Source organism: Nocardiopsis sp. NPDC049922, assembly GCF_040660275.1.
Lineage (GTDB): Bacteria > Actinomycetota > Actinomycetes > Streptosporangiales > Streptosporangiaceae > Nocardiopsis.
On record NZ_JBFAME010000006.1, the window covers coordinates 26,823 to 47,016 of the forward strand.

General features: G+C 73.6%; 12 protein-coding genes. 6 read left to right on the forward strand and 6 right to left on the reverse strand.

Annotated elements, in window-relative coordinates; genetic code table 11:
- Positions 1–6: 6 nt before the first annotated feature.
- Positions 7–630, reverse strand: coding sequence for a hypothetical protein (locus tag AB0I72_RS12955; RefSeq protein WP_358566754.1), 624 nt, complete (start codon positions 628–630; stop codon positions 7–9).
- Positions 631–1,061: 431 nt separating this feature from the next.
- Between AB0I72_RS12955 and AB0I72_RS12960 the strand changes: the two genes are divergently transcribed.
- The 3 genes from AB0I72_RS12960 (at position 1,062) to AB0I72_RS12970 (ending at position 7,481) form a co-directional block, all read left to right on the forward strand.
- Positions 1,062–1,259, forward strand: a complete 198-nt coding sequence (locus tag AB0I72_RS12960; RefSeq protein ID WP_358566757.1) for a hypothetical protein — start codon at positions 1,062–1,064, stop codon at positions 1,257–1,259.
- Between the two features lie 61 nt (positions 1,260–1,320).
- Positions 1,321–4,392: an AAA family ATPase gene (locus AB0I72_RS12965; protein ID WP_358566760.1), complete on the forward strand. Its 3,072-nt coding sequence runs from the start codon at positions 1,321–1,323 to the stop codon at positions 4,390–4,392.
- 80 nt (positions 4,393–4,472) lie between these two features.
- Positions 4,473–7,481, forward strand: coding sequence for an AAA family ATPase (locus AB0I72_RS12970; protein ID WP_358566763.1), 3,009 nt, complete (start codon positions 4,473–4,475; stop codon positions 7,479–7,481).
- Between the two features lie 132 nt (positions 7,482–7,613).
- On the opposite strand, the gene AB0I72_RS12975 is transcribed toward AB0I72_RS12970, so the two are convergent.
- The gene (locus AB0I72_RS12975; protein ID WP_358566766.1) at positions 7,614–9,401 is read right to left on the reverse strand and encodes an NAD+ synthase; all 1,788 of its coding nucleotides are present in this window, start codon (positions 9,399–9,401) and stop codon (positions 7,614–7,616) included.
- A gap of 227 nt (positions 9,402–9,628) precedes the next feature.
- Here AB0I72_RS12975 and glnA point away from each other — a divergent pair, with 227 nt between their 5' ends.
- Complete coding sequence (gene glnA, locus AB0I72_RS12980; RefSeq protein ID WP_358566769.1) at positions 9,629–10,990, forward strand: type I glutamate--ammonia ligase; 1,362 nt, start codon at positions 9,629–9,631, stop codon at positions 10,988–10,990.
- Between the two features lie 79 nt (positions 10,991–11,069).
- On the forward strand, positions 11,070–12,443 hold the full coding sequence (locus tag AB0I72_RS12985) for an MBL fold metallo-hydrolase (protein WP_358566772.1): 1,374 nt from the start codon (positions 11,070–11,072) through the stop codon (positions 12,441–12,443).
- A 36-nt stretch (positions 12,444–12,479) separates the two neighbouring features.
- Here the strand turns inward: AB0I72_RS12985 and AB0I72_RS12990 are convergent, their stop codons facing one another.
- From AB0I72_RS12990 to AB0I72_RS13005, 4 genes are all read right to left on the reverse strand, one after another.
- Positions 12,480–15,428 carry an AAA family ATPase gene (locus AB0I72_RS12990; RefSeq protein WP_358566775.1) on the reverse strand — a complete coding sequence of 983 codons (2,949 nt, stop codon included), beginning with the start codon at positions 15,426–15,428 and terminating at the stop codon, positions 12,480–12,482.
- 91 nt (positions 15,429–15,519) lie between these two features.
- Positions 15,520–16,707: a globin domain-containing protein gene (locus AB0I72_RS12995; RefSeq protein WP_358566778.1), complete on the reverse strand. Its 1,188-nt coding sequence runs from the start codon at positions 16,705–16,707 to the stop codon at positions 15,520–15,522.
- A gap of 118 nt (positions 16,708–16,825) precedes the next feature.
- Positions 16,826–17,272: an Rrf2 family transcriptional regulator gene (locus tag AB0I72_RS13000; protein ID WP_358566781.1), complete on the reverse strand. Its 447-nt coding sequence runs from the start codon at positions 17,270–17,272 to the stop codon at positions 16,826–16,828.
- A gap of 43 nt (positions 17,273–17,315) precedes the next feature.
- Entirely contained in the window at positions 17,316–18,926 is a 1,611-nt protein-coding gene (locus AB0I72_RS13005; protein WP_358566784.1) for an MFS transporter, read from the reverse strand.
- A 289-nt stretch (positions 18,927–19,215) separates the two neighbouring features.
- Here AB0I72_RS13005 and panB point away from each other — a divergent pair, with 289 nt between their 5' ends.
- Positions 19,216–20,070, forward strand: a complete 855-nt coding sequence (gene panB / locus AB0I72_RS13010) for a 3-methyl-2-oxobutanoate hydroxymethyltransferase (protein ID WP_358566787.1) — start codon at positions 19,216–19,218, stop codon at positions 20,068–20,070.
- The last annotated feature ends 124 nt before the right edge of the window (positions 20,071–20,194 follow it).

Sequence of the window (20,194 nt, forward strand, 5' to 3'; positions counted from 1 at the left end):
ATCGTCTCAGAGGCGGGACGCCCTCCGCGCGCGCCACAGCAACCAGATCAGGGCCAGACCGAGCGCCGCGCCCGCCACCCGCACCGGCCCCGCGCCCACGAACGCGTTCACCCGGGACAGCACGGTGGGTTCGCCCACGACCAGCGTGTCGGTCGCACAGGAGGTGGGATCGGCGTCCCGGTCGAGCAGGAGGCACGCCGTGCTCATCAGCCGGCGCCCGGCGTCGGCGCCTCCGGGAACGCGGACACGCAGCACGAACTCGGCCTCCTCCCCCTCGGCCACGTCCACCCGCCAGTTCGCGATGCCCCCTTCGAGCACCCCCTCGCCGCCGACCTCCACGATCTCCAGCTCCTCGGGGACGTGCTGGGCGAGCAGCGCCCCCTCCACCGGGGACACCCCGTCGTTGGCCACGGTCGCCCGGAACTCCGCCTCCTCGCCCGGCAGCGGGTACTCGTCCGGCGCGGTCAACACCAGGCGCACGAGCGCGGCCCGGTCGAGCTCGGCGAGGGCCGACTCGCGCCCCGCGTCGCCGCCCCCTCCGTCCGCCCACGCCGGCGCCGCCCCCGACGCCGCGACCGCCAGCGCCGTGGTCGCCGCGGCCCGTCGGCTCCCCCGCGCGATCCAACCCATGGTGTCTCCCCCTCGATCTCGCTCCTCGACACCACCAGACAACTACGGGTGACCGCCGAATCGCGTGAGGTGACACGCCCGGACGGCGACGCACGCTCCGCGCCGCGGTCGCGCTCCGGCCCCCGGACACGGTCCGACCGTGTCCCGGGTCGGTTCCCCGTGGCCTTCCCAGGGACTTCTGAGCGGTCGGCGGCTTCTCAGGGCGTGTGCCGCGGACACATACCCTGCTGCGCGACGGGCAGCGTCCACGGCACACGCCCTAGCGGCCCGCTGAGCCGGACCGCCCCCGTCTTAGGCGGGTCTTAGCGATCGGGGGGCCACCAGGAGGAGAAGACTGGGATTCCTCCCCATGTGCGCCGGGTGTTCTTAGAGCGATCGTTGTCTCCAGACGGCGGAACACCGGGTTCCGCCGGTACGGGGAGAGAACCACCATGTTCCACAGCGACCTCATGTACGCGAACGCCCAGATCATGACGGAGGAGCGACTGCGGGAGATCGAGCACGTACGCGCCGCGCGCGCGGCCCGGGCCGAGGAGCGGGCCAGACGCCGGGAGGAGCGCCGCCGGGACCACCGCGCGAGCGCCACGAACCGCGAGGACCGCAGGGGTCGTTTCGGCCGGGCCGCGTGAGCGCCGAGCGGGCGCGCGGAGCTCCGGCCGCCGTCGCGTCCGAACCGAGGAGGGAGGCACGGTGTCCGCGTTCGGGGGCGACACCGTGCCCGCCGCGTCGGACGCGGGGGCGCCCACGGGGCGAGAGGTTCGCGCCGTGCTCGGCATAATGGACGACATGTCCAACTCCGCCGGAACCAGCCCCGTCGTCATCGGCAGGGAGGAGCAGCTGCGGCTTCTGGCGGAGCACGCCGAACGGTCGTGGTCGGAATCGTCCGGGGTGGTGCTCGTCGGTGGAGACGCCGGGGTGGGCAAGACGCGGCTGGTCACCGAGTTCGCCAGGACCCGCCCGGCCGGGACCGTGTTCGTCGGCGGCTGCCTGCAACTGGGCGTGGACGGCCTCGCCTACGCACCCTTCACCGCGCTCCTGCGTCAGTTCCTCCGCGCACACGGCCCGGGCATCGTCGAGCGGTCGTTCCCGGGCGGTGTCGGTGAGCTCTCCCGGCTCCTGCCCGAGCTGGGCGACCCGCCGCAGGGCCGCCAGGAGGCGCGCGGCATCCTCTTCGAACAGGTCCTGCGCCTGGCCCAACGGGTCGCCGGGAAACGCGGGGCCACGCTGGTGCTGGAGGACCTGCACTGGGCCGACGGCGCCACCCGCGACCTGCTCGTCTACCTGGTCCGCAACCTCGACCTTCCGGGCGTGCAGATCATCGCGACCTACCGGTCCGACGACCTGCACCGCACCCACCCGCTGCGCCGGCTCCTGCCGGAGCTGGAGCGGCTGCCCGAGGTCACCCGTCTGGACCTGGCCCCGCTCACCCGGGAGGAGGTGGCCGAACAGGTGACGGCCATCACCGGGGCCACGCTCACCTCCACGCGGCTGGACGACCTCTACGAGCGCACCGACGGCATCCCCCTCTTCGTCGAGGCGCTCGCCGCCTCCGGGGTGGACCGCAGGCTCGGACCCGACGCCGTGCCCGACCACTTCCGTGAACTCCTGCTGGCCGCCCTGCACGGGTTGACCGAGACGGCGGTCACGGTGCTGCGCGTGGCCTCGGTCGGGGCGGTCTCCGGGGAGATCGGGCACGCGGCCCTGGTCCACGCCTGCGACCTGCCGGAGGCCGGGGTCGAGGAGGCCCTGCACACCCTGGTCGACGCCAACCTGCTCCGGGTGCACGGGACCGGCTACCGGTTCCGGCACGCGCTGCTGCGGGAGGCGGTGCACGACGAGGTGCTGCCCGGACCGTGTGCCCGGCTCCATCTGCGCTTCGCCCAGCTCATCGACGAGTACCCCGACGCGGCCCCCGCCGACCGCCGGGCGGCGGAGCAGGCCCACCACTACCAGGCCGGGTACGACCTGCCCCGGGCCCTGCAGGCCGCGTGGTCGGCCGCCGAGCAGGCCGGTCAGTCGCTCGCCCACGCCGAGCAGCTGGCGATGCTGGAGCGGGTGCTGGGGTTGTGGGACCAGGTGCCCGACGCGGTCGAGCGCGCCGACGGCAACACGCGGGCGGAGGTGCTCTCGACCGCGGGCCTGTCCGCCCTCGCCGCCGGACGGCCGCGTCGGGCGTGGGAACTGTGCGACGAGGCCCTGGCCGCCCTGACCGCGTCGGACGACGACCACACCCGGACGGTCCGCGCGGTGCTGCTCCGCTGCCGAGGCCAGGCACGGACCCAGTGCGTGGATCTGGGCGCCGTCGAGGACCTCGCGGAGGCCCTGCGCGTCCACCCGCCGCACATGCCCGGGTACGGCGTGATGCTGTCCATCCTGGCCCGGGAGACCATGTTCCGGCCGAGGGAACAGCTGCACCTGGGCGCCTCCGCCACGGACCTGGCCCGGCGGGCCCTGGACGTCGCCGAGCGGACCGGCGACCGCTCCGCCGAGGCGGCGGCGCTGGTCACCCTCGGCTCGGTCCGGATGAGCCAGGGCGACGAGCGGGAGGGCCGCGCGATCATCGAACGGTCGATCCTGGTCTCGCGCGAGATCGGTGACACGGCCATGGAGGCGCGCGGCGTCAACAACCTGGCCCACTTCCTCCGGGAACAGGGCAAGCACGGGGAGGGGCTCCAGCTCCTGGACGGACTCCTGCGCAACCACCGCGCCTGGGGCCGGGGCGGGGTGCACAGCAGCTTCATGCACCAGAACCGCGCCGAGATCCACTTCGAGCTCGGCCGCCTCGACGACACCCGCTCCATCGTGGACGCGGCCCTGCACCGCAGCGCCTCGCCCATGCACCGGGTCTTCCTCCTGGTGCCGTGGAACCGGGCCGCGGTCGCCCAGGGCGACCTGGCCGCGGCCCGCTCCGGATCCGCCCACGACGACCTGGCCGCGGCCCGGTCGGGCATCGCCCGGGTGGACCGGGCGGCGGTGCTGAGCATGGAACGGCTGGACCAGGCACAGCAGGCCGTGTCCGCCTGGCTGGACCTGCTCCTGGCCGAGGAGGACGACGGGACCGCCCTGGACTACTCCGCGCAGGTCCTCGATCGGCTGCCGCTCGCCGACTCGCCGGGGTACGGGTGGGTGGTGCTGGACCTCGTGGCGGAGACCGTACGGCGCCGAGAGGTCGACGGCGGCTCCACCGGCGCCCACGCCGTCCGCACCCGCCTCGGCGAGGTGCTGGCGGGCATGCCCGTGCACGGCCCGGTGCAGGCCGCGAACCGGGCGAACGTCCGGGCCCGGTTGGCCGAGGCGTCCGGAACCCCCGAGCGGGTGCTGGAGGCCTGGGGCGAGGCGGTCACCGGATGGGAACGCACGCCCATGGTGCTCCACCTGGCCAGAGCACGGTGGGAGGCCGCCCGGGCCGCCCTCGCGGCGGGCGACGCGTCCACCGCGCGTACCTGGGTGGGCCAGGCGCACGTGACGGCCGCCGAGTGCGGCGCGGACCCGTTGGCCCGGGCCGCCGTCGGGCTGGCGCACCGCCTCGGGGCCCCGCTGGACGGCGCCGCGACGCCGCCCGCCGCCCCCGCCGGGCTCACCGCGCGGGAGACGGAGGTCCTCGGACTGCTCGCCTCGGGCAGCACCAACGCCGAGATCGCGCGTGAGCTGTCGATCGCGCCCAAGACCGCGAGCGTGCACGTGTCGAACATCCTCGCCAAGCTCGGCGCGGCCAACCGCACCGCCGCCGGGGCGCGCGCCCGGGAACTCGGCCTGGTCTGAGCCCCGGCGGGAGGCGGCCCCCGAGACCGGACGGATCAGGCCTGTGGACAACGCCGGTCGGTGTGGACGCCGACGGCATAATGAGCGTTATGCCCCTACTCGTAGAGACCAGCGCCACCTTCGTCGGCAGGGAGACCCAGCTCCGCCTCCTCCAGGAGCACGCCAGACGAACCCACCAGGAGGCACCGGGCGCGGTCCTGATCGGCGGTGACGCCGGGGTGGGGAAGAGCCGTCTGGTCAGCGAGTTCGTCGCCACCCGCCCGGAGGGAACGGTCTTCGTGGGCGGCTGCCTCCAGTTGGGCGTCGACGGCCTGGCCTACGCGCCGTTCACAGCGGTGCTGCGCCAGTTCCTCCGCGAGCGCGGGCGCGCGGTGTTCGAGGAGGCCGCCCCGGGCGGGGTCGGCGAGTTCGCCCGGCTCCTGCCGGAACTGGGCGAGGTCCCGGCGGAGCGCCGGGAGAACCGGGGCATCCTCTTCGAGCAGATCCTGCGGCTGCTGACCCGGGCGGCGCAGGACGGCGGCGTCACCGTCGTCCTGGAGGATCTGCACTGGTCCGACAGCGCCACCCGCGACCTGCTGGTCTTCCTGGTCCGCAACCTGGACCAGCCCGGGGTCCAGTTCGTCGTCACCTACCGCGGCGACGACCTGCACCGCACCCATCCGCTGCGCCGTCTCCTGCCCGAACTCGAACGGATCCCGGGCGTCCACCGCCTCCAGCTGGAACCGCTGAGCCGGTACGAGGTCGGCCTCCAGGCCGCGGCCATCCGCGGCGCCGAGTTGGCGCCGGACGAACTCGACGCACTCTACCGGCGCACCGACGGCTTCCCGCTCTTCGTGGAGAGCCTGGCCAGTGCGGTGGATCCCACCCCCGGCGAGAGTCCCGACGTCCCGGACCACTTCCGCGACCTGCTCCTGGAGCCGCTGCACCGGCTCGACGAGACCGCCCTGTCGGTCCTGCGGGTCGCGTCGGTGGGCGCGGTGTCCGGTGACGTCGAGCACGAGATGCTGTACCACGCCGCCGAGCTTCCCGAACGCGAGCTGGAGAACGCGCTGCACACGTTGGTCGACGCCAACGTGCTGCGCGCGGGCCGCACCGGCTACCGCTTCCGGCACGCCCTGCTGCGCGACGCCGTCCACGGCGAACTGCTGCCCGGCCCGCACGCCCGGCTCCACCTGCGCTTCGCCCAACTCATCGACGCCTACCCCGAGTCGGTGCCCGCCGACCGCCGCGCCGCGGAACAGGCCCACCACTTCATGGCCGCCCAGGAGCTGCCGCGCGCGCTCCAGGCGTCCTGGTGGGCGGCCGTGCGGGCCGGGGAGGCCCTCGCCGCCAGCGAGGAGCTGGCCATGCTGGAGCGTGTCCTGAGCCTGTGGGCCCGGGTGCCGGACGCCCAGGAACGGGTCCAGGGCCACACCTGGGCCGAGGTGATGAGCCTGGCGGCCGGGGCGGCCCTGGGCGCGGACCGCCACGCGCGCGCTCGGGAACTCGCCGACGAGGCCCTGGCCGTCCTGCCGCACGATGACGACGACCACACCCGGATGGTCCGGGCCGTTCTGCTGCGCCGGCGCGGCCAGGCGCGCACCCACGACCCCAACGGCGGTGGCGTCCTCGACCTGGCCCGGGCCCTGGAACTGCACCCGCCGCACATGCCGGGGTACGGGCTGCTGCTGTCGATCCTGGCCCGGGAGAGCCTGCTCTACCGCGTCGACCGCGATCCGGGCCCGGACCAGCGGCGGCTGGCCGATCTGGCCGAGGCCGGACTGACCGCGGAGGAGCTCGCGTGGTCGGCCCTCCGGCTCGCCGAGCGCTCGGACTCCTCCGGTGACGGGTGTGCGGCCACCGACGCCCGGATCACTCTGGGCGGGCTGCTGATGTCCCTCGGCGACCCGGAGCGGGGGCAGCCGATGATCGAGGAGGGCATCCGCCGGGCCGCGGCCGACGCCGACCCCGGTCTGGAGGCCCGCGGGGCGGGCAATCTCAGCCATTTCCTGCGTGAGATCGGTCGGCACCGGGAGGGTCTGGAGGTGCTGGAGGAGTCGCTCGCACGGCACGCCGCGCTCGGGTGGGCGTCGGTGCACAGCACGTTCAACAACCAGAACCGGGCCGAGATCCTCTTCGAGCTCGGTGACCTGGCCCGGGCGCGCGAGATCGTCGCGACCACCCGGCACGTCAACTTCGCCTCCAAGAATCGCTGGTACGTCCAGCCCGTGGCGGCCAGGGCGGCCGCCGCCATGGGGGACCTGACCGCGGCCCGGCGGGCGGCCGGTCCGGAGGAGCGATGTCGGGTCCTGACCGCCCAGCGCATGAACGTGGTCCAGCTGTCGGCGCTGGCCCAGCTGGAGACGGACCTGGTGGAGGGCGCCGTGGACGAGGCCCTCGACCTGTCCGGGAAGGTGCTGGAGCGGGTGGCGCTGGCCGCCGCTCCGGGGTACTCGTGGCCGCTGGTCGAGGTGATGGCCGAGGCCGCGCAGCTCGGTCTGGATCCCGGAAGGTCCCCCGAGACCGCCGAGCGGGCCCGGCGGGTGCGCGCGCTGACGGGCGAGGTCGTGGCCGCGATGCGGGTCACCGGTCCGGTGCAGAGGGCCCACGCCGCCTCGTGCGCGGCCCGCTTCGCGGTGATCGACGGCGCCGAGCCGGAGCGGGCGCTGACGGCATGGCGCGCCGCCGTGACGGCCTGGGAGGAGACCCCGATGCGGCTGCACCTGGCCCGGGCTCGGCTGTGCGCGGCCGAGTCGGCCGTGCGGGCCGGTGACCGTGCCTGGGCGGTGGAGCGCGTGCGCGAGGTGCACGCCGTGGCCGCCGAGTGCGGCGCCGAGCCGCTCGCCCGCGTCGCCACCGACCTCGCGCGCAGGCTGGGCGCGGCCCTGTCCGAGGGGGCGGAGCCGCCCGGCGCTCCGGCCGGGCTGACGACACGCGAGACGGAGGTGGCCCGGTTGCTGGCGGTCGGAAGCACCAACGCGCAGATCGCGGAGGCGCTGTTCATCACCCCCAAGACGGCGAGCGTCCACGTGTCCAACATCCTGGGGAAGCTGGGGGTGGCCAACCGGGCCGCGGCCGGGGCGCGCGCCCGCGAACTCGGCCTGGTCTGACCCGTCCGCCGTCGGCCGTCGCCGACGGTCATGCCAGTGAGGTCGACGCCCTCCAGGGCCTCGCCAGACGTCCGGACCGGGCCCGGTGTCGTCGGGGCGACGACCCCTCTTTGGTTGGTGGGAGACCGGGCCTCAGACCGTCCAGCGGTTGGTGATGGGCAGCCTGCGGTCGCGGCTGAGGTTGCGGGAGCTGATCTTGGTCCCGGGCGCGGACTGGCGCCGCTTGTACTCGGCGCGGTCGACCAGGCGGATGACCCTGCGGACGAGTTCGGGGTCGTACCCGGCGAAGACCAGTTCCGCCTCGCCCTTGTCGGTCCCGATGTAGGCGTCCAGGACCGCGTCCAGGAGGTCGTAGTCGGGCAGCGAGTCGCTGTCGAGCTGGTCGGGCCGCAGTTCCGCGCTGGGCGGCTTGGTGATGGAGTTCTCCGGCACGGGCGGGATCTGGCCACGGCGTTCCGCCTCGGCGTTGCGCCAGCGCGCGAGGTCCCACACGAGGGTCTTCCAGCAGTCCTTGATCGGGGCGAACCCGCCCACGGAGTCGCCGTAGAGGGTGGAGTACCCGGTGGCGGACTCGCTCTTGTTGCTGGTGGCCAGGACCAGGTGGCCCTCCTGGTTGGACAGGCTCATCAGCAGCGTTCCGCGCACGCGCGCCTGGAGGTTCTCGGCGGCCAGTCCGCCCAGCGGCGCCCCGGCGTCCGCCGACGCCCGCTCGAAGGCGGTCACCATGGAGGCGATGGGGACGGTCCGGGTGGCGAACCCCTGCCGCTTGGCGAGCTCCTCCGCGTCACTGACGGAGTGCCCGCTGGAGTGCGCGCTGGGCAGGAGGAGGCCGTGGACCCGGTCGGCGCCCAGCGCGTCCACGGCGATGGTCGCGACCAGTGCGGAGTCGATGCCGCCGGAGACGGCGACCAGGACGGAGGCGAACCCGTTCTTGGCCACGTAGTCCCGCAGTCCCAGGACCAGCGCGTGGTACACCTCGCCGGTGTCGGAGAGCGGATCGGGCCTGGGCGTGACGGTGTTCTCCCGGGCCGGGTAGGGGGTGACCGGCGCGCCGGAGAGGGTGCGGCGGACCACCCGCAGACCGTCGACCTCGGCGCCGTCGGGCACACCGGCGTCGGACCGGTCGGGCAGGTCGAGATCGGCGACGAGCAGGGTCTCGTCGAACTGGGGGGCGCGTGCAAGGAGTTCGCCGTCGGCGTCCACGACCAGGGAGTCGCCCTCGAAGACGAGGTCGTCCTGGCCGCCGACCATGTTGACGTAGGCCAGCGCGGCGCCGGTCTCCCGGGCGCGGCGCTGGCACAGTTCGAGGCGCACGTCGTCCTTGTGCCGCTCGTAGGGCGAGCCGTTGAGGGAGACCACCAGGTCGACCCGGGCGGCACGGGCGGCCGTGACCGGCCCGGCCTCCCGCCACAGGTCCTCGCACACGACCAGGGCCACGTCCACCCCGTGGACGCGCAGGACGGGCAGGGTGTCGCCGGGGACGAAGTTGCGGAACTCGTCGAAGACGCCGTAGTTGGGCAGGTGGTACTTGGCGGAGGAGAGCACCGACCGGCCCCGGTGCAGGACGGCGACCGCGTTCTGCGGGGCTCCGGCGGGCAGCCCGCCGTGCGGCGCGAACCCGGTGGGCGCCGCCCCCTCCCGCCGGGAGAGGTGGCCCACGACGACCGGGAGGTCGCCCAGGCCCGCGCGGTCCAGCTCGGCGGCGAGTTCGCGGGTGGCCCGGATGGAGGCGGACACGAAGGAGTTGCGCAGCGCCAGGTCCTCGACCGGGTAGCCGGTGACGACCATCTCGGGCAGGGCCACGATGTGGGCGCCCTCCTCGGCGGCCCGCCGGGCGGCCTCGACGACCAGGCTGCGGTTCCCCTCCAGGTCACCGACGGTGGGGTTGACCTGGGCGAGTGCGATTCTCAGCTGTGCCACGCCTTCGAGGGTAGCCGCCGCGTGTTACGCCTGTGGACCACGGTTCCGCGGGGCCGTGACGGGTCATAATGCGAGTGAGGGGGCGCGATGTCGCCGCCCGGGACGACACGTGCGGAAATACCCCGGAAATATGCGCACGGCAGACTGGGTCTGGGACACTGTGTCCGGCTTGGCTCCGCGCTCGGCGGACCGGGATCGGGACTGACCGGCATCGAGGAAGGTTGATCGTGAATCGACAGCAGGAATTCGTGCTCCGCACGTTGGAGGAGCGCGACATCCGGTTCGTGAGGCTGTGGTTCACCGACGTGCTCGGGTACCTCAAGTCCGTGGCCGTGGCGCCCGCCGAACTGGAGGCCGCCTTCACCGAGGGCATCGGTTTCGACGGCTCGGCGATCGAGGGCTTCGCCCGTGTGTACGAGGCGGACATGCTCGCCCAGCCCGATCCCTCGACGTTCCAGGTGCTGCCCTGGCGCAACGAGCCGCACGGCACCGCCCGCATGTACTGCGACATCCTCATGCCGGACGGCTCGCCGTCGTCGGCGGACCCGCGGCACGTGCTCAAGCGGCAGCTGGGCAAGGCCTCGGACCTGGGGTTCACCTTCTACACCCACCCCGAGATCGAGTTCTACCTGCTCAAGAAGTTCCCCGAGCACGGGGAGTTCCCCGAGCCGAACGACTCGGGCGGCTACTTCGACCACACGCCGCACAACAGCGCGCACGACTTCCGGCGCAACGCCATCAACATGTTGGAGGCCATGGGCATCTCCGTGGAGTTCAGCCACCACGAGGGCGGCCCGGGCCAGCAGGAGATCGACCTGCGCTACGCCGACGCGCTCACCACCGCCGACAACATCATGACCTTCCGGCTCGTGATGAAGGAGGTGGCGATGGAGCAGGGCGTGTACGCCACGTTCATGCCCAAGCCGTTCACCGAGTACCCGGGGTCGGGCATGCACACGCACCTGTCCCTGTTCGAGGGTGACCGCAACGCCTTCCACGAGCCCGGAGCGGAGTACCAGCTGTCCAAGGTGGGCCGCGGGTTCATCGCCGGTCTGCTGCGGCACGCGGACGAGATCACCGCCGTGACCAACCAGTGGGTGAACTCCTACAAGCGGCTGTGGGACGACCCGGCCGCCTCCGCCGGCGCCGGCGGCGAGGCGCCCGCCTACATCTGCTGGGGCCACAACAACCGGTCCGCCCTGGTGCGGGTGCCGATGTACAAGCCCGGCAAGTCCAACTCCAGCCGGATCGAGATCCGCTCCATGGACACCGCGTGCAACCCGTACCTGGCCTACGCGGTGATCCTGGCGGCCGGTCTCAAGGGCATCGAGGAGGGCTACGACCTGCCCCCCGGCGCCGAGGACGACGTGTGGGCGCTCACCGACGCCGAACGCCGCGCGCTGGGCATCCGCCCGCTGCCGCAGAGCCTGGACGAGGCCCTGCGCATCATGGAGAACAGCGAGCTGGTCGCCGAGACGCTGGGTGAGCACGTCTTCGACTTCTTCCTGCGCAACAAGAAGGCGGAGTGGCACTCCTACCGCCGCCAGGTCACCCCGTACGAGTTGCAGAGGTACCTGCCGACGCTCTGAGGCGGCGGCGGTCGCCCTCTCGGGGCTCTCGGGGCCCGGCGGTGTACCCCGGGGTGTGTCTGATCCGCGAGGAGCAGCGATGATCTTCGCCCAGTACTACCTCGACTGCCTGTCCCAGGCCGCCTACCTCGTCGGCGACGAGACGACGGGCCGGGCCGTCGTCGTCGACCCGCGCGTCGACGTCGACGAGTACCTCGACGACGCGCGCGAGAAGGGCCTGACCATCGAGGGTGTGATCAACACGCACCTGCACGCCGACTTCATCTCCGGTCACTTCGAGGTCGCCGAGCGCACCGGCGCGTGGATCGGCTACGGGGACCGGGCCGAGACCCGGTTCCCGGTCCGCCGCCTCTCCGACGGCGAACGCGTCAGCCTCGGCGACGTCACCCTGGAGATCATGCACACCCCGGGGCACACGCCCGAGTCCGTCAGCGTCCTGGTGTACGAGCACGCCGACGACGCCGTCCCGTACGGGGTCCTCACCGGGGACACGCTGTTCGTCGGGGACGTCGGCCGCCCGGACCTGGCCGCCTCGTTCGGCCACGCCCCCGAAGCGCTCGCCCCGATGCTCCACGACTCGGTGCACCGCAGACTCATGTCCCTCCCGGACCGGACCCGCGTGTTCCCGGCCCACGGCGCGGGCAGCGCGTGCGGCAAGAACCTGTCGACCGACCGGTGGTCCACCATCGGCGACCAGCGCGCGAGCAACTACGCGTGCCAGCCGATGGACGTCGACACGTTCACGGCGCTGGTCACCGAGGGGCAGGAGGCCATCCCGGCCTACTTCCCCTACGACGCCGCCCGCAACCGGCAGCGGCGCGACCCGGTCGACCTGGACGCCCTGACCCGCCCCCTGGAGCGGGACGCGTTCCTGCGGCTGCGCGCGGAGGGCGCGGTCGTGGTGGACGCGCGCGACCAGTCGGCGTTCGCCGCCGGGCACCTGCGCGGAGCGGTCAACGTCGGGGTCGACGGTCGCTTCGCCGAGACCGCCGGGATGGTGGTCGAGCCCGGCCGGGACATCCTCATCGTGGCCGACCGGGGCCGCGAGCGCGAGGTCGTCACCCGTCTGGCCCGCATCGGCCTGGAGACCGTCGCCGGATACCTCGCGTCACCGGAGTCCGCCCTGGCCTCGGTCCCCGACGAGGTGCGGCGCGCGCCCCGTGTGGACGCCGTCGACCTGCTCCGCCGCCTCGGGGAGCCCGACGCGCCGGTCGTGCTCGACGTGCGCGGCGCGGCCGAGCGGGAGTCCGGGGCGATCGAGGGGTCCGTCCACATCCCGCTGGCGGACCTGCCCTCCCGCGCGGACGAACTACCGGCGGACCGCGCCGTGGTGGTGCACTGCGCGAGCGGCTACCGCTCCAGCGTCGCCGCCAGCTTCCTGCGCTCACGTGGCCGGGAGGACGTGTCCGACCTGGTCGGCGGGTTCGACGCCTACCGGCTCGTGTCGGCCTGACCCGACGCGGTCGCGCCGCCGCCCGGCGCGCGGGGGTCAGCCGATGCCGAGGTCGCGGGCGCGCACGGCGGCGGCGTTGCGGTTGGACACCCCGAGCTTGGCCATGAGGTTGGTCAGGTGCACGCTGACCGTCTTCGCCGAGATGGACAGCGCCTGGCCGATCTCCCGGTTGGTGCCGCCCTTGGCGACCTCGGCGAGCACCTCGGCCTCGCGGCGGGTGAGTCCGGCGGGCGGGACCGGTGCCGTGCGCGCGGGACGGGCGCCGCTCTCCAGGGCTCGCCCGGCCCCGTCCACCAGACCGTGACGCACCCGCAGCAGCGCCGCCTGACGTCCGACGAACGTGAGACCGTGGCGCGCCGCCGTCGCGTCCGCGTCGGCGAGACGGGCGGCGGCACGGTGGCGGTCACCGGCGCGCACGGCCGCCCGGACGGCCGCCAGCAGGATCTCGGCGCGGAGCAGCGTCCGCCCCTGTGCCGCGGCCAGCTCCAGTGCGGCCTCGCAGGACGCCTGGGCCTCCTCGGGGTCCCGGGCGACCAGGCCCGTCAGGTGCTGGACGACCTGACGCCGACCGGGGTGGTCCACCTCCGACCGCAACTGGTCGAGGGCCTCACACACCCGGGCGCGCAGCTCCAGCGCTTCCTCCCGCCGTCTCGGCTCCTCGGCGAGGACGATCGCGAACTCCGCCAGGGACGGGAGCGAGACCGCATAGAGGTCCTCCGGAAGCCGCCACAGATCGGCCACCGCCCGGTCCAGGAGATCCCTGGCGAGGTCGAACGCCTCCGCCGGGCGTCCCTCATGGACGGCGAGCCGCACCTTGGCCAGGTGGAACGGCAGGTACTCGGTCGGCGAACTGCTGTTCTCGGGGAGCAACCGCCGGAACTCGGACATGGCCGCGCGCAGTCGGTCCACGTCCCAGCGGTGGAAGGCGAGTTCCATCGCCACGGTCAACGCCCTGGCCTGGACGACGGAGTCACCGGTGATCCGGTCCAGGAACGGCTCCACCTCGTCCAGCCGCCCCTGGGACAGGCGGACCACCGCCATCGCGTAGAAGAACGGTCCGCTCTGGGTGCGCGCCAGTCCCGCCTCCTCGCAGCGCCGTAACCCCTCGACCGCGTTGGCGAAGGAGTCCTCCGTCCGCCCCAGGTGTTTGAGTGCGCCGCCCCTGTTGACCAGTCCCCGCCACTCCACCAACACGAACCCGTGCTCGCGGGCGAGCGCGATGCCCCGGTCCAGCAGATCGAGGCCACCGCCGCGGTCGTCGAATCTCGTGACGCAGCCGAGTGTGATCAGCGCGTCCGCCTCGCTGCGCCGGTCGCCCACGTCCCGGGCCAGGGACAGCGCACGGGCGGCGGATCGTCGTGCCTGGTCGGCGTGCCCGCGCATCATCAGCGTGGCGGCGAAGGTGGCTCCGATCGCGGCACGCCCCGGGTGTCCGTCCGGCAGGACGACGAACGCGTCGGCCAGGTCCTCCAGAGCGCCGTCCCGCCCCAGTTCCTTCAGGGCCTGGGCGCGGACGTGCCGGAGCCCGCCGATGAGCTCCCCCTCGGCCGGGCGCGGCTCCGCGGGGTCGTGGTAGTCGGCGGCCCCGATGTCGCGCAGACCGTCGGTGGCGTGGGCGACGGCGCGGCGCAGCGAACCGGCCACCAGCGACACCTCGGCGGCCCGGCGCAGCACCTCGCCACGCGGCTGGCCCACCCGCTCGGCGGCGTCGGGAACCAGGTCCCACAGCTCCAGGACGCGTTCGAGCAGCGCCAGGTGTTCGGGGTAGGCGGCGGCGTCGGCCGCGTGGTCGGCGGCCCGCCAGGCCGAGGTCAGCGCCAGCGGCTGGTCGCGCGCCTCGTGGGCGTGGTGGGCGAGTTGGATCGCCCGCTCCGACTCCGACAGGCCGGGGACGCCCCGTTCCAGGACCTCGGCGTAGCGGCGGTGGGCGCGGACGCGCTCGCCGGGCATCAGGTCGGTGTGCACGGCCTCGGCGAGCAGGGCGTGCCGGAAGGAGTACCCGGTCGCGGTGGCGCGGAGCACCTGGGCGTCGACGGCGGGCCGCAGGGCCCGGTCGAGGTCCTCCTCGGCGGTGCCCGCCCGTCGCGCCACCGCCGCCAGGAGCGTGTGGTCGACGTGTTCGCCCCCGGTGGCGACCAGGCCGAGCAGGCGGCGCGTGGCGTCGGGCAGTGTCTCGACCGTGGCGAGCAGGAGGTCGCGGGGCCCGTCCGGGAGGCCGGTCCCGACGGGGTCGGGGGTGGCGAGGAAGGACTCGACGAAGAGCGGGTTGCCGCCGCTGCGCTCGTAGAGCAGGTCGACGTCGCCGGGGGCGAGCGCGTGTCCGCGCAGCACGGCGGCCTGGGCGGCGACCTCGTCGCGGGTGAGCGGCCCGACGTCGAGCCGCCCGACCCGGGGCAGGCGCTGGAGCTCGGGCAGCAGTCGGCGCAGGGGGTGGGTGCGGTGCAGGTCGTCGGTGCGCACGCTCACCAGCAGGTGGAGGGGGACCGGGCCCAGGTTGCGCAGCAGGAAGACGAGCAGGTCGCGGGTGGAGGCGTCGGACCAGTGCAGGTCCTCGACGACCACGACGAGCCCGCCGGGGCGGGCGCGTTCCTCCAGGAAGGTGAGGACGGCCTCGAAGAGGCGGGCGCGGCTCTCGTCGGCGGGATCGGGCCGCTCACCGAGTTCGGGGACCAGCCGGGCCAGCTCGCGGGCGTGCGCGGTGGACGGCCGGCCGCCCTCGTCCCGGGCGAGCTCGCGCAGCAGGGTGGTGAAGGGCGCGAACGGGACGCCGTCCGTGCCCAGTTCGAGGCACCCGCCGACGGCGGCGCGGGCCAACGGGGTGCGGCTCAGGTACTCGTCGATGAGGCGGGTCTTGCCGACCCCCGCGTCACCGCGGACCAGTACCGCCCGGGCTCCGTCCTCGCGGACCAGGCGGGCGTCGTCGGTGAGCCGGGCGAGGTGGTCGTCGCGGCCCACGAAGGGCGAGGCGTGGTCGTGGTCCAGCATGCCGCCCAGTATGTCGGGTGTGTCCGCGGCGCGATACGGGATTTCGGGCGGAGGCGGCCGGGCTCCCGGCCGCCTCCGCCCCGGGGGGTGCTCAGGCGGCGCCGAGCCACAGGTCGGGGCCGAACACCTCGTAGCGGACGTCCCGGGCCGGGACGCCCGCGGCCAGCACCTGTGCGCGCACGTCGCGCATGAACGGCAGCGGACCGCACAGGTAGACCTCGCAGTCCTCGGGGAGGCCGATGCCGTCCAGGTCCATCCGCCCCGCGTGCGCTCCCCCTTCCGCGCCGGTCTCGTACCACACGTGGTGGTCGGCTCCGGGGATCCGGGCGGCGAGGGCCGCCGTCTCCTCCCGGTGCGCGTGGTCCTGCGGTGAGCGGTCGGCGTGCAGGACGAACACGCGGCGGTCCCCGCCCCGTTCCGCGAGGTGGTGCAGCATCGCCACCATCGGGGTGCAGCCGATCCCGGCGGAGACGAGAGCGACCGGGCGGCCCCCCGCGCCGAGGACGACGTCGCCGGCGGGAGCGGACACCTCCAGCGTGTCCCCGACGCGGACGGCGTCGTGCAGGAACACGGAGACCTCCCCCTCGGGGCCCTCCGCCGCGCGCAGCCGCTTGACGGTGAGGCGGCGGCGTCGTCCGTCCGCGCCGGTCAGGGAGTACTGGCGCGCCTGGCGGACGCCGTCGGACATCCGCGCCCGCACGCTCACGTACTGGCCCGGGCCGAACTCCGGGGCGGGGTCGTCGCCCTCGGGTTCGAGGGTGAGGGAGACCGTGTCGGGGGTCTGCCCGTGCCGCTCGACCACGCGCCAGAGACGCCAGACGTCCCCTCCGTCGTGGCCGCCCCGCGCGTACAGGCGGGCCTCCATGGCGATGAGGGCGCCGGCCATCAGCCAGTAGACCTCGTCCCAGGCGGCGACCACGTCGGGGGTGGCGGCGTCGCCGAGGACCTCGGCGATGGCGGCGAACAGGTACTTGTGCACGATCACGTACTGGTCGTCGGTGACGCCGAGGGAGACGTGCTTGTGCGCGATGCGGGAGAGCAGGGCGTCGGGGCGCTCGTCCGGGTGCTCCAGCAGCGCGGTGGCGAAGGCGGCGATGGATCCGGCGAGCGCTCGGCGCTGCTCCCCGGTGGCCTGGTTGCCGCGGTTGAACAGGCCGTCGAGGAGCTCGGGGCGGTCGCCGAGCATCGTCGCGTAGAAGCGACCGGTGATGTCGTCCAGTGCTCCGGCGATCGCGGGGATCGTGGCCCGCACGGTGGTCGCGGACTCGGTGGAGAGCATGCGTCCTCCCTCATCCCGGGAAGGGTGGCCCGGGGCAGATAATTGGTATCTGAAATGCATATTAAAGCCGCCCCCGCGACCTCCCCCGCCGGGTCCCGAGAATGCGAGAATCAGCAGTTCAGCGGGGTTCCTCCGGGGCGGACAGCAGGGTCAGGACACCGTGGGTCGGCTGTGACACCAAAGACTCCACGGTCACGGCGTCCAGCGACGTGAGGAAGGCCTCGCGCGCCTCGCGCAACGCGACGCGCAGGCGGCAGGCGGCCCTCAGCGGACAGGGCGGGTCGTCCTCACAGCCCGCGAGGTCTCCGTCGCCCTCCAGTTCCCGGACGATCTCGCCCACCGACGCGCGTCTTCCGCGTCCGGTGAGCAGCAGGCCGCCGCCCCGGCCCCGACGCGCCTCCACGATCCCCATCTCCGCCAGGCGGGCCACGGCCTTGGCCATGTGGGTGTAGGGCACGGCCAGCATCCCCGCGACGGTCCTGGTGGTCAGGAGTTCGCCCTCCTCAGCCACCGCGAGCCGCATGACGAGTCGCAGGGAGACGTCGGTGAAGGCGGTCAGGCGCATGCTCCCACGGTAGTCGCGACCGGCTCCCGCCGCCCACGCCGCGTCAGCCGGAGGTCTCCTCCCCGCGCCGGTCCGCGCCCACCGCCGACCGTTCCCGCCCCTCGGTCGGCTGGTGGCGACCGGCCTCACGCGGCATCCAGATGAGGACGACGACCAGGCCGAGCAGTCCGATCGCCAGTGAGATGAGGGCGGCCAGGTGCAGCCCGGACATGAACGCCTCCTTGGCCGGGGCCACCAGCTCGTGGCCCTGTGCTCCGATGCGCCGGGCCACCGCGAGGGTGCCCTCGATCGACTCCCCCGCCGCGTGCAGTTCCCCGGGGCTCGTGCGGGCCGCGCCCTCCCCCGCCGCGAACGCGTCGAGCGCCGGGGAGATCTCCGCGCGGTAGCGGGTGGAGATCACCGCGCCCAGGACCGCGACCCCCATCGCCGTGGCGATCTGCCGAACCGTGTTCTGCACCGCCGAGGCGGCGCCCGCCTTGCCCGGCGGGACGGCGGACATGATCGCGTCGGTGGCCGGGGTCAGCACGCTCGCCATCGCCGCCGCCTGGAGGAAGAAGACCACGAGGATGAGCGGCACCGGCGTGTCCTGGCTGAGCTGGCTGAAGAACAGGAAGCTCCCGCACGCCACCAGGACGCCGACCGCGGCGACCCAGCGCGGGCCCACCCACCGCACGAGCGTCGGACTCAGCGGCGCCATGATCATCTGGCCCACGGCGGAGGGCAGCACCAGCATCCCGGCGACGAACGGCGTGAACTCGCGCACGCTCTGCCAGTAGAAGCTGAGGAAGAAGATGATCCCCGCCATGCTGAAGAACAGCACCATGATGACGGCGATCGCGACGCTGAACCGGGGTTCGCGGAAGAACCGCACGTCCAGCGACGGGTCGGGGGTGCGCGCCTCGTGCACGAGGAAGACCGCGACCAGGGCCGCGCCCGCGAGGAGTGCGCCGTACACGTCCCCGTCGGTCAGCGACGCCCGCTCCCCCGCCGTGATGATGCCGTAGATGAGCAGGACCAGGCCCGGCACCGACAGGACCACACCCAGCACGTCCGGCCGCCCGGGGTTCGGGTCGCGCGACTCCGGGATGAGGAAGAACACCAGGGCCAGCCCCAGCAGGACGAACGGCACGTTGATGAGGAAGATCGACCCCCACCAGAAGTTCACCAGCAGCAGGCCGCCCGCCGTCGGTCCGATCGCCAGGGCCAGCCCCACCGAGCCCGCCCAGATCCCGATCGCGCGTCCGCGCTGCTCCGGCGGGAACACGTGGGTGATGATCGACAGCGTCTGCGGCATCACCATGGACGCGCCGAACCCCATCGCCGCCCGGGCCAGGATGAGCTGTTCGGGCGAGGCCGAGTAGGCCGAGCCGACCGACGCCGCCCCGAACACCACGAGGCCGCACACCAGCAGGCGGCGGCGCCCCCAGCGGTCGCCCAGGACCCCGAAGGTGAACAGCAGGCCGGCGAAGACCAGCGTGTAGGAGTTGATCGCCCACGCCAGTTCCGACTGGCTCGCTCCCACACCGGCCTCGGGGTCCGACAGCGTCCGCAGCGCGACGTTGAGGATCGTGTTGTCGGCGACGATCACCAGCAGACAGATGACGAGCACCGCGAGGGCACCCCACCGACGCCGGTACGCGGTCTGGTCGTCCACGCCCCACCTCCACCCAGGGTTTCACGGAATGATCCCATGTCCTGATCCGGTTGTATCCCAAGGAATGCGGCTGTATCCCAAGGAATACGACGCATCGGCGGCATGCGATGATGCTGGCGTGCGGTACCGGTCGCCCACCGAACGGCGGTGCGGTTCCCCGTTCCGCACGCGTAGGGTCCCGCTGGGACCGACCGGCCCCGAGGGGCCTCCCCGCTCACTCGCGGGACGATCTCATCCACACGTCCGGGGACACCACACGGTGCTTCGAGACCACGGAGGAAGACACATCATGACCACCTCAACCCAGCCCCCCTCCGACGGGAAGACCCTGTACGGCGGGGTCACCAGCCGGCGCGTCACCGTCCGCGACCTGGCCGCCGCCAAGAAGCGCGGCGAGCGCTGGCCGATGCTGACCGCCTACGACGCCCTCACCTCCCGGATCTTCGACGAGGCGGGCATCCCCGTCCTGCTCGTCGGCGACTCGGCCGCCAACGTCGTCTACGGCTACGACACCACGGTGCCGGTCACCATGGACGAGCTGGTGCCGTTGACCGCGGCCGTGTCCCGCTCCACGCGGCGGGCGCTCGTGGTGGCCGACCTGCCCTTCGGCGCCTACCAGGGTTCGCCCCAGCAGGCACTGGAGGCGGCGACCCGCTTCATGAAGGAGGGCCGCGCCCAGGCGGTGAAGCTGGAGGGCGGCCACGCGGTGGCCCACCAGGTCGAGCTGCTGGTCTCGGCCGGGATCCCGGTCATGGGCCACATCGGCCTGACCCCCCAGTCCGTGAACGCCCTCGGCGGCTACCGGGTCCAGGGACGCGGGGAGTCCGCCGCCACGCTGCTCAAGGACGCCAAGGAGATGGAGCGGGCGGGCGCGTTCTCGGTCGTGCTGGAGTGCGTGCCCTCCGACCTGGCCGCCCAGATCACCGAACAGGTGAGCATCCCGACCATCGGCATCGGCGCGGGCCCGGCCACGGACGCCCAGGTGCTGGTGTGGCAGGACATGGCCGGGCTCAGCCCGAAGGTGGCCAAGTTCGTCAAGACCTACGCCAACCTCGCCGAGACCCTGCGGGAGGCGGCCTCCGGCTTCGCCGACGAGGTCGTGGGCGGCGCCTTCCCCGAGGAGCGCCACTCCTACGCCAGCTGATCGGAGCCGGAACCGGCTCGGGCTGACCGCGTCCGCCGGTCGGGGCACCCGCTCCGACCGGCGGCGCCGTGTCCGGCGCCTTCCCGAGTGTGCGGCAGGCTACTTTCCGAACGGTACTCGGTAG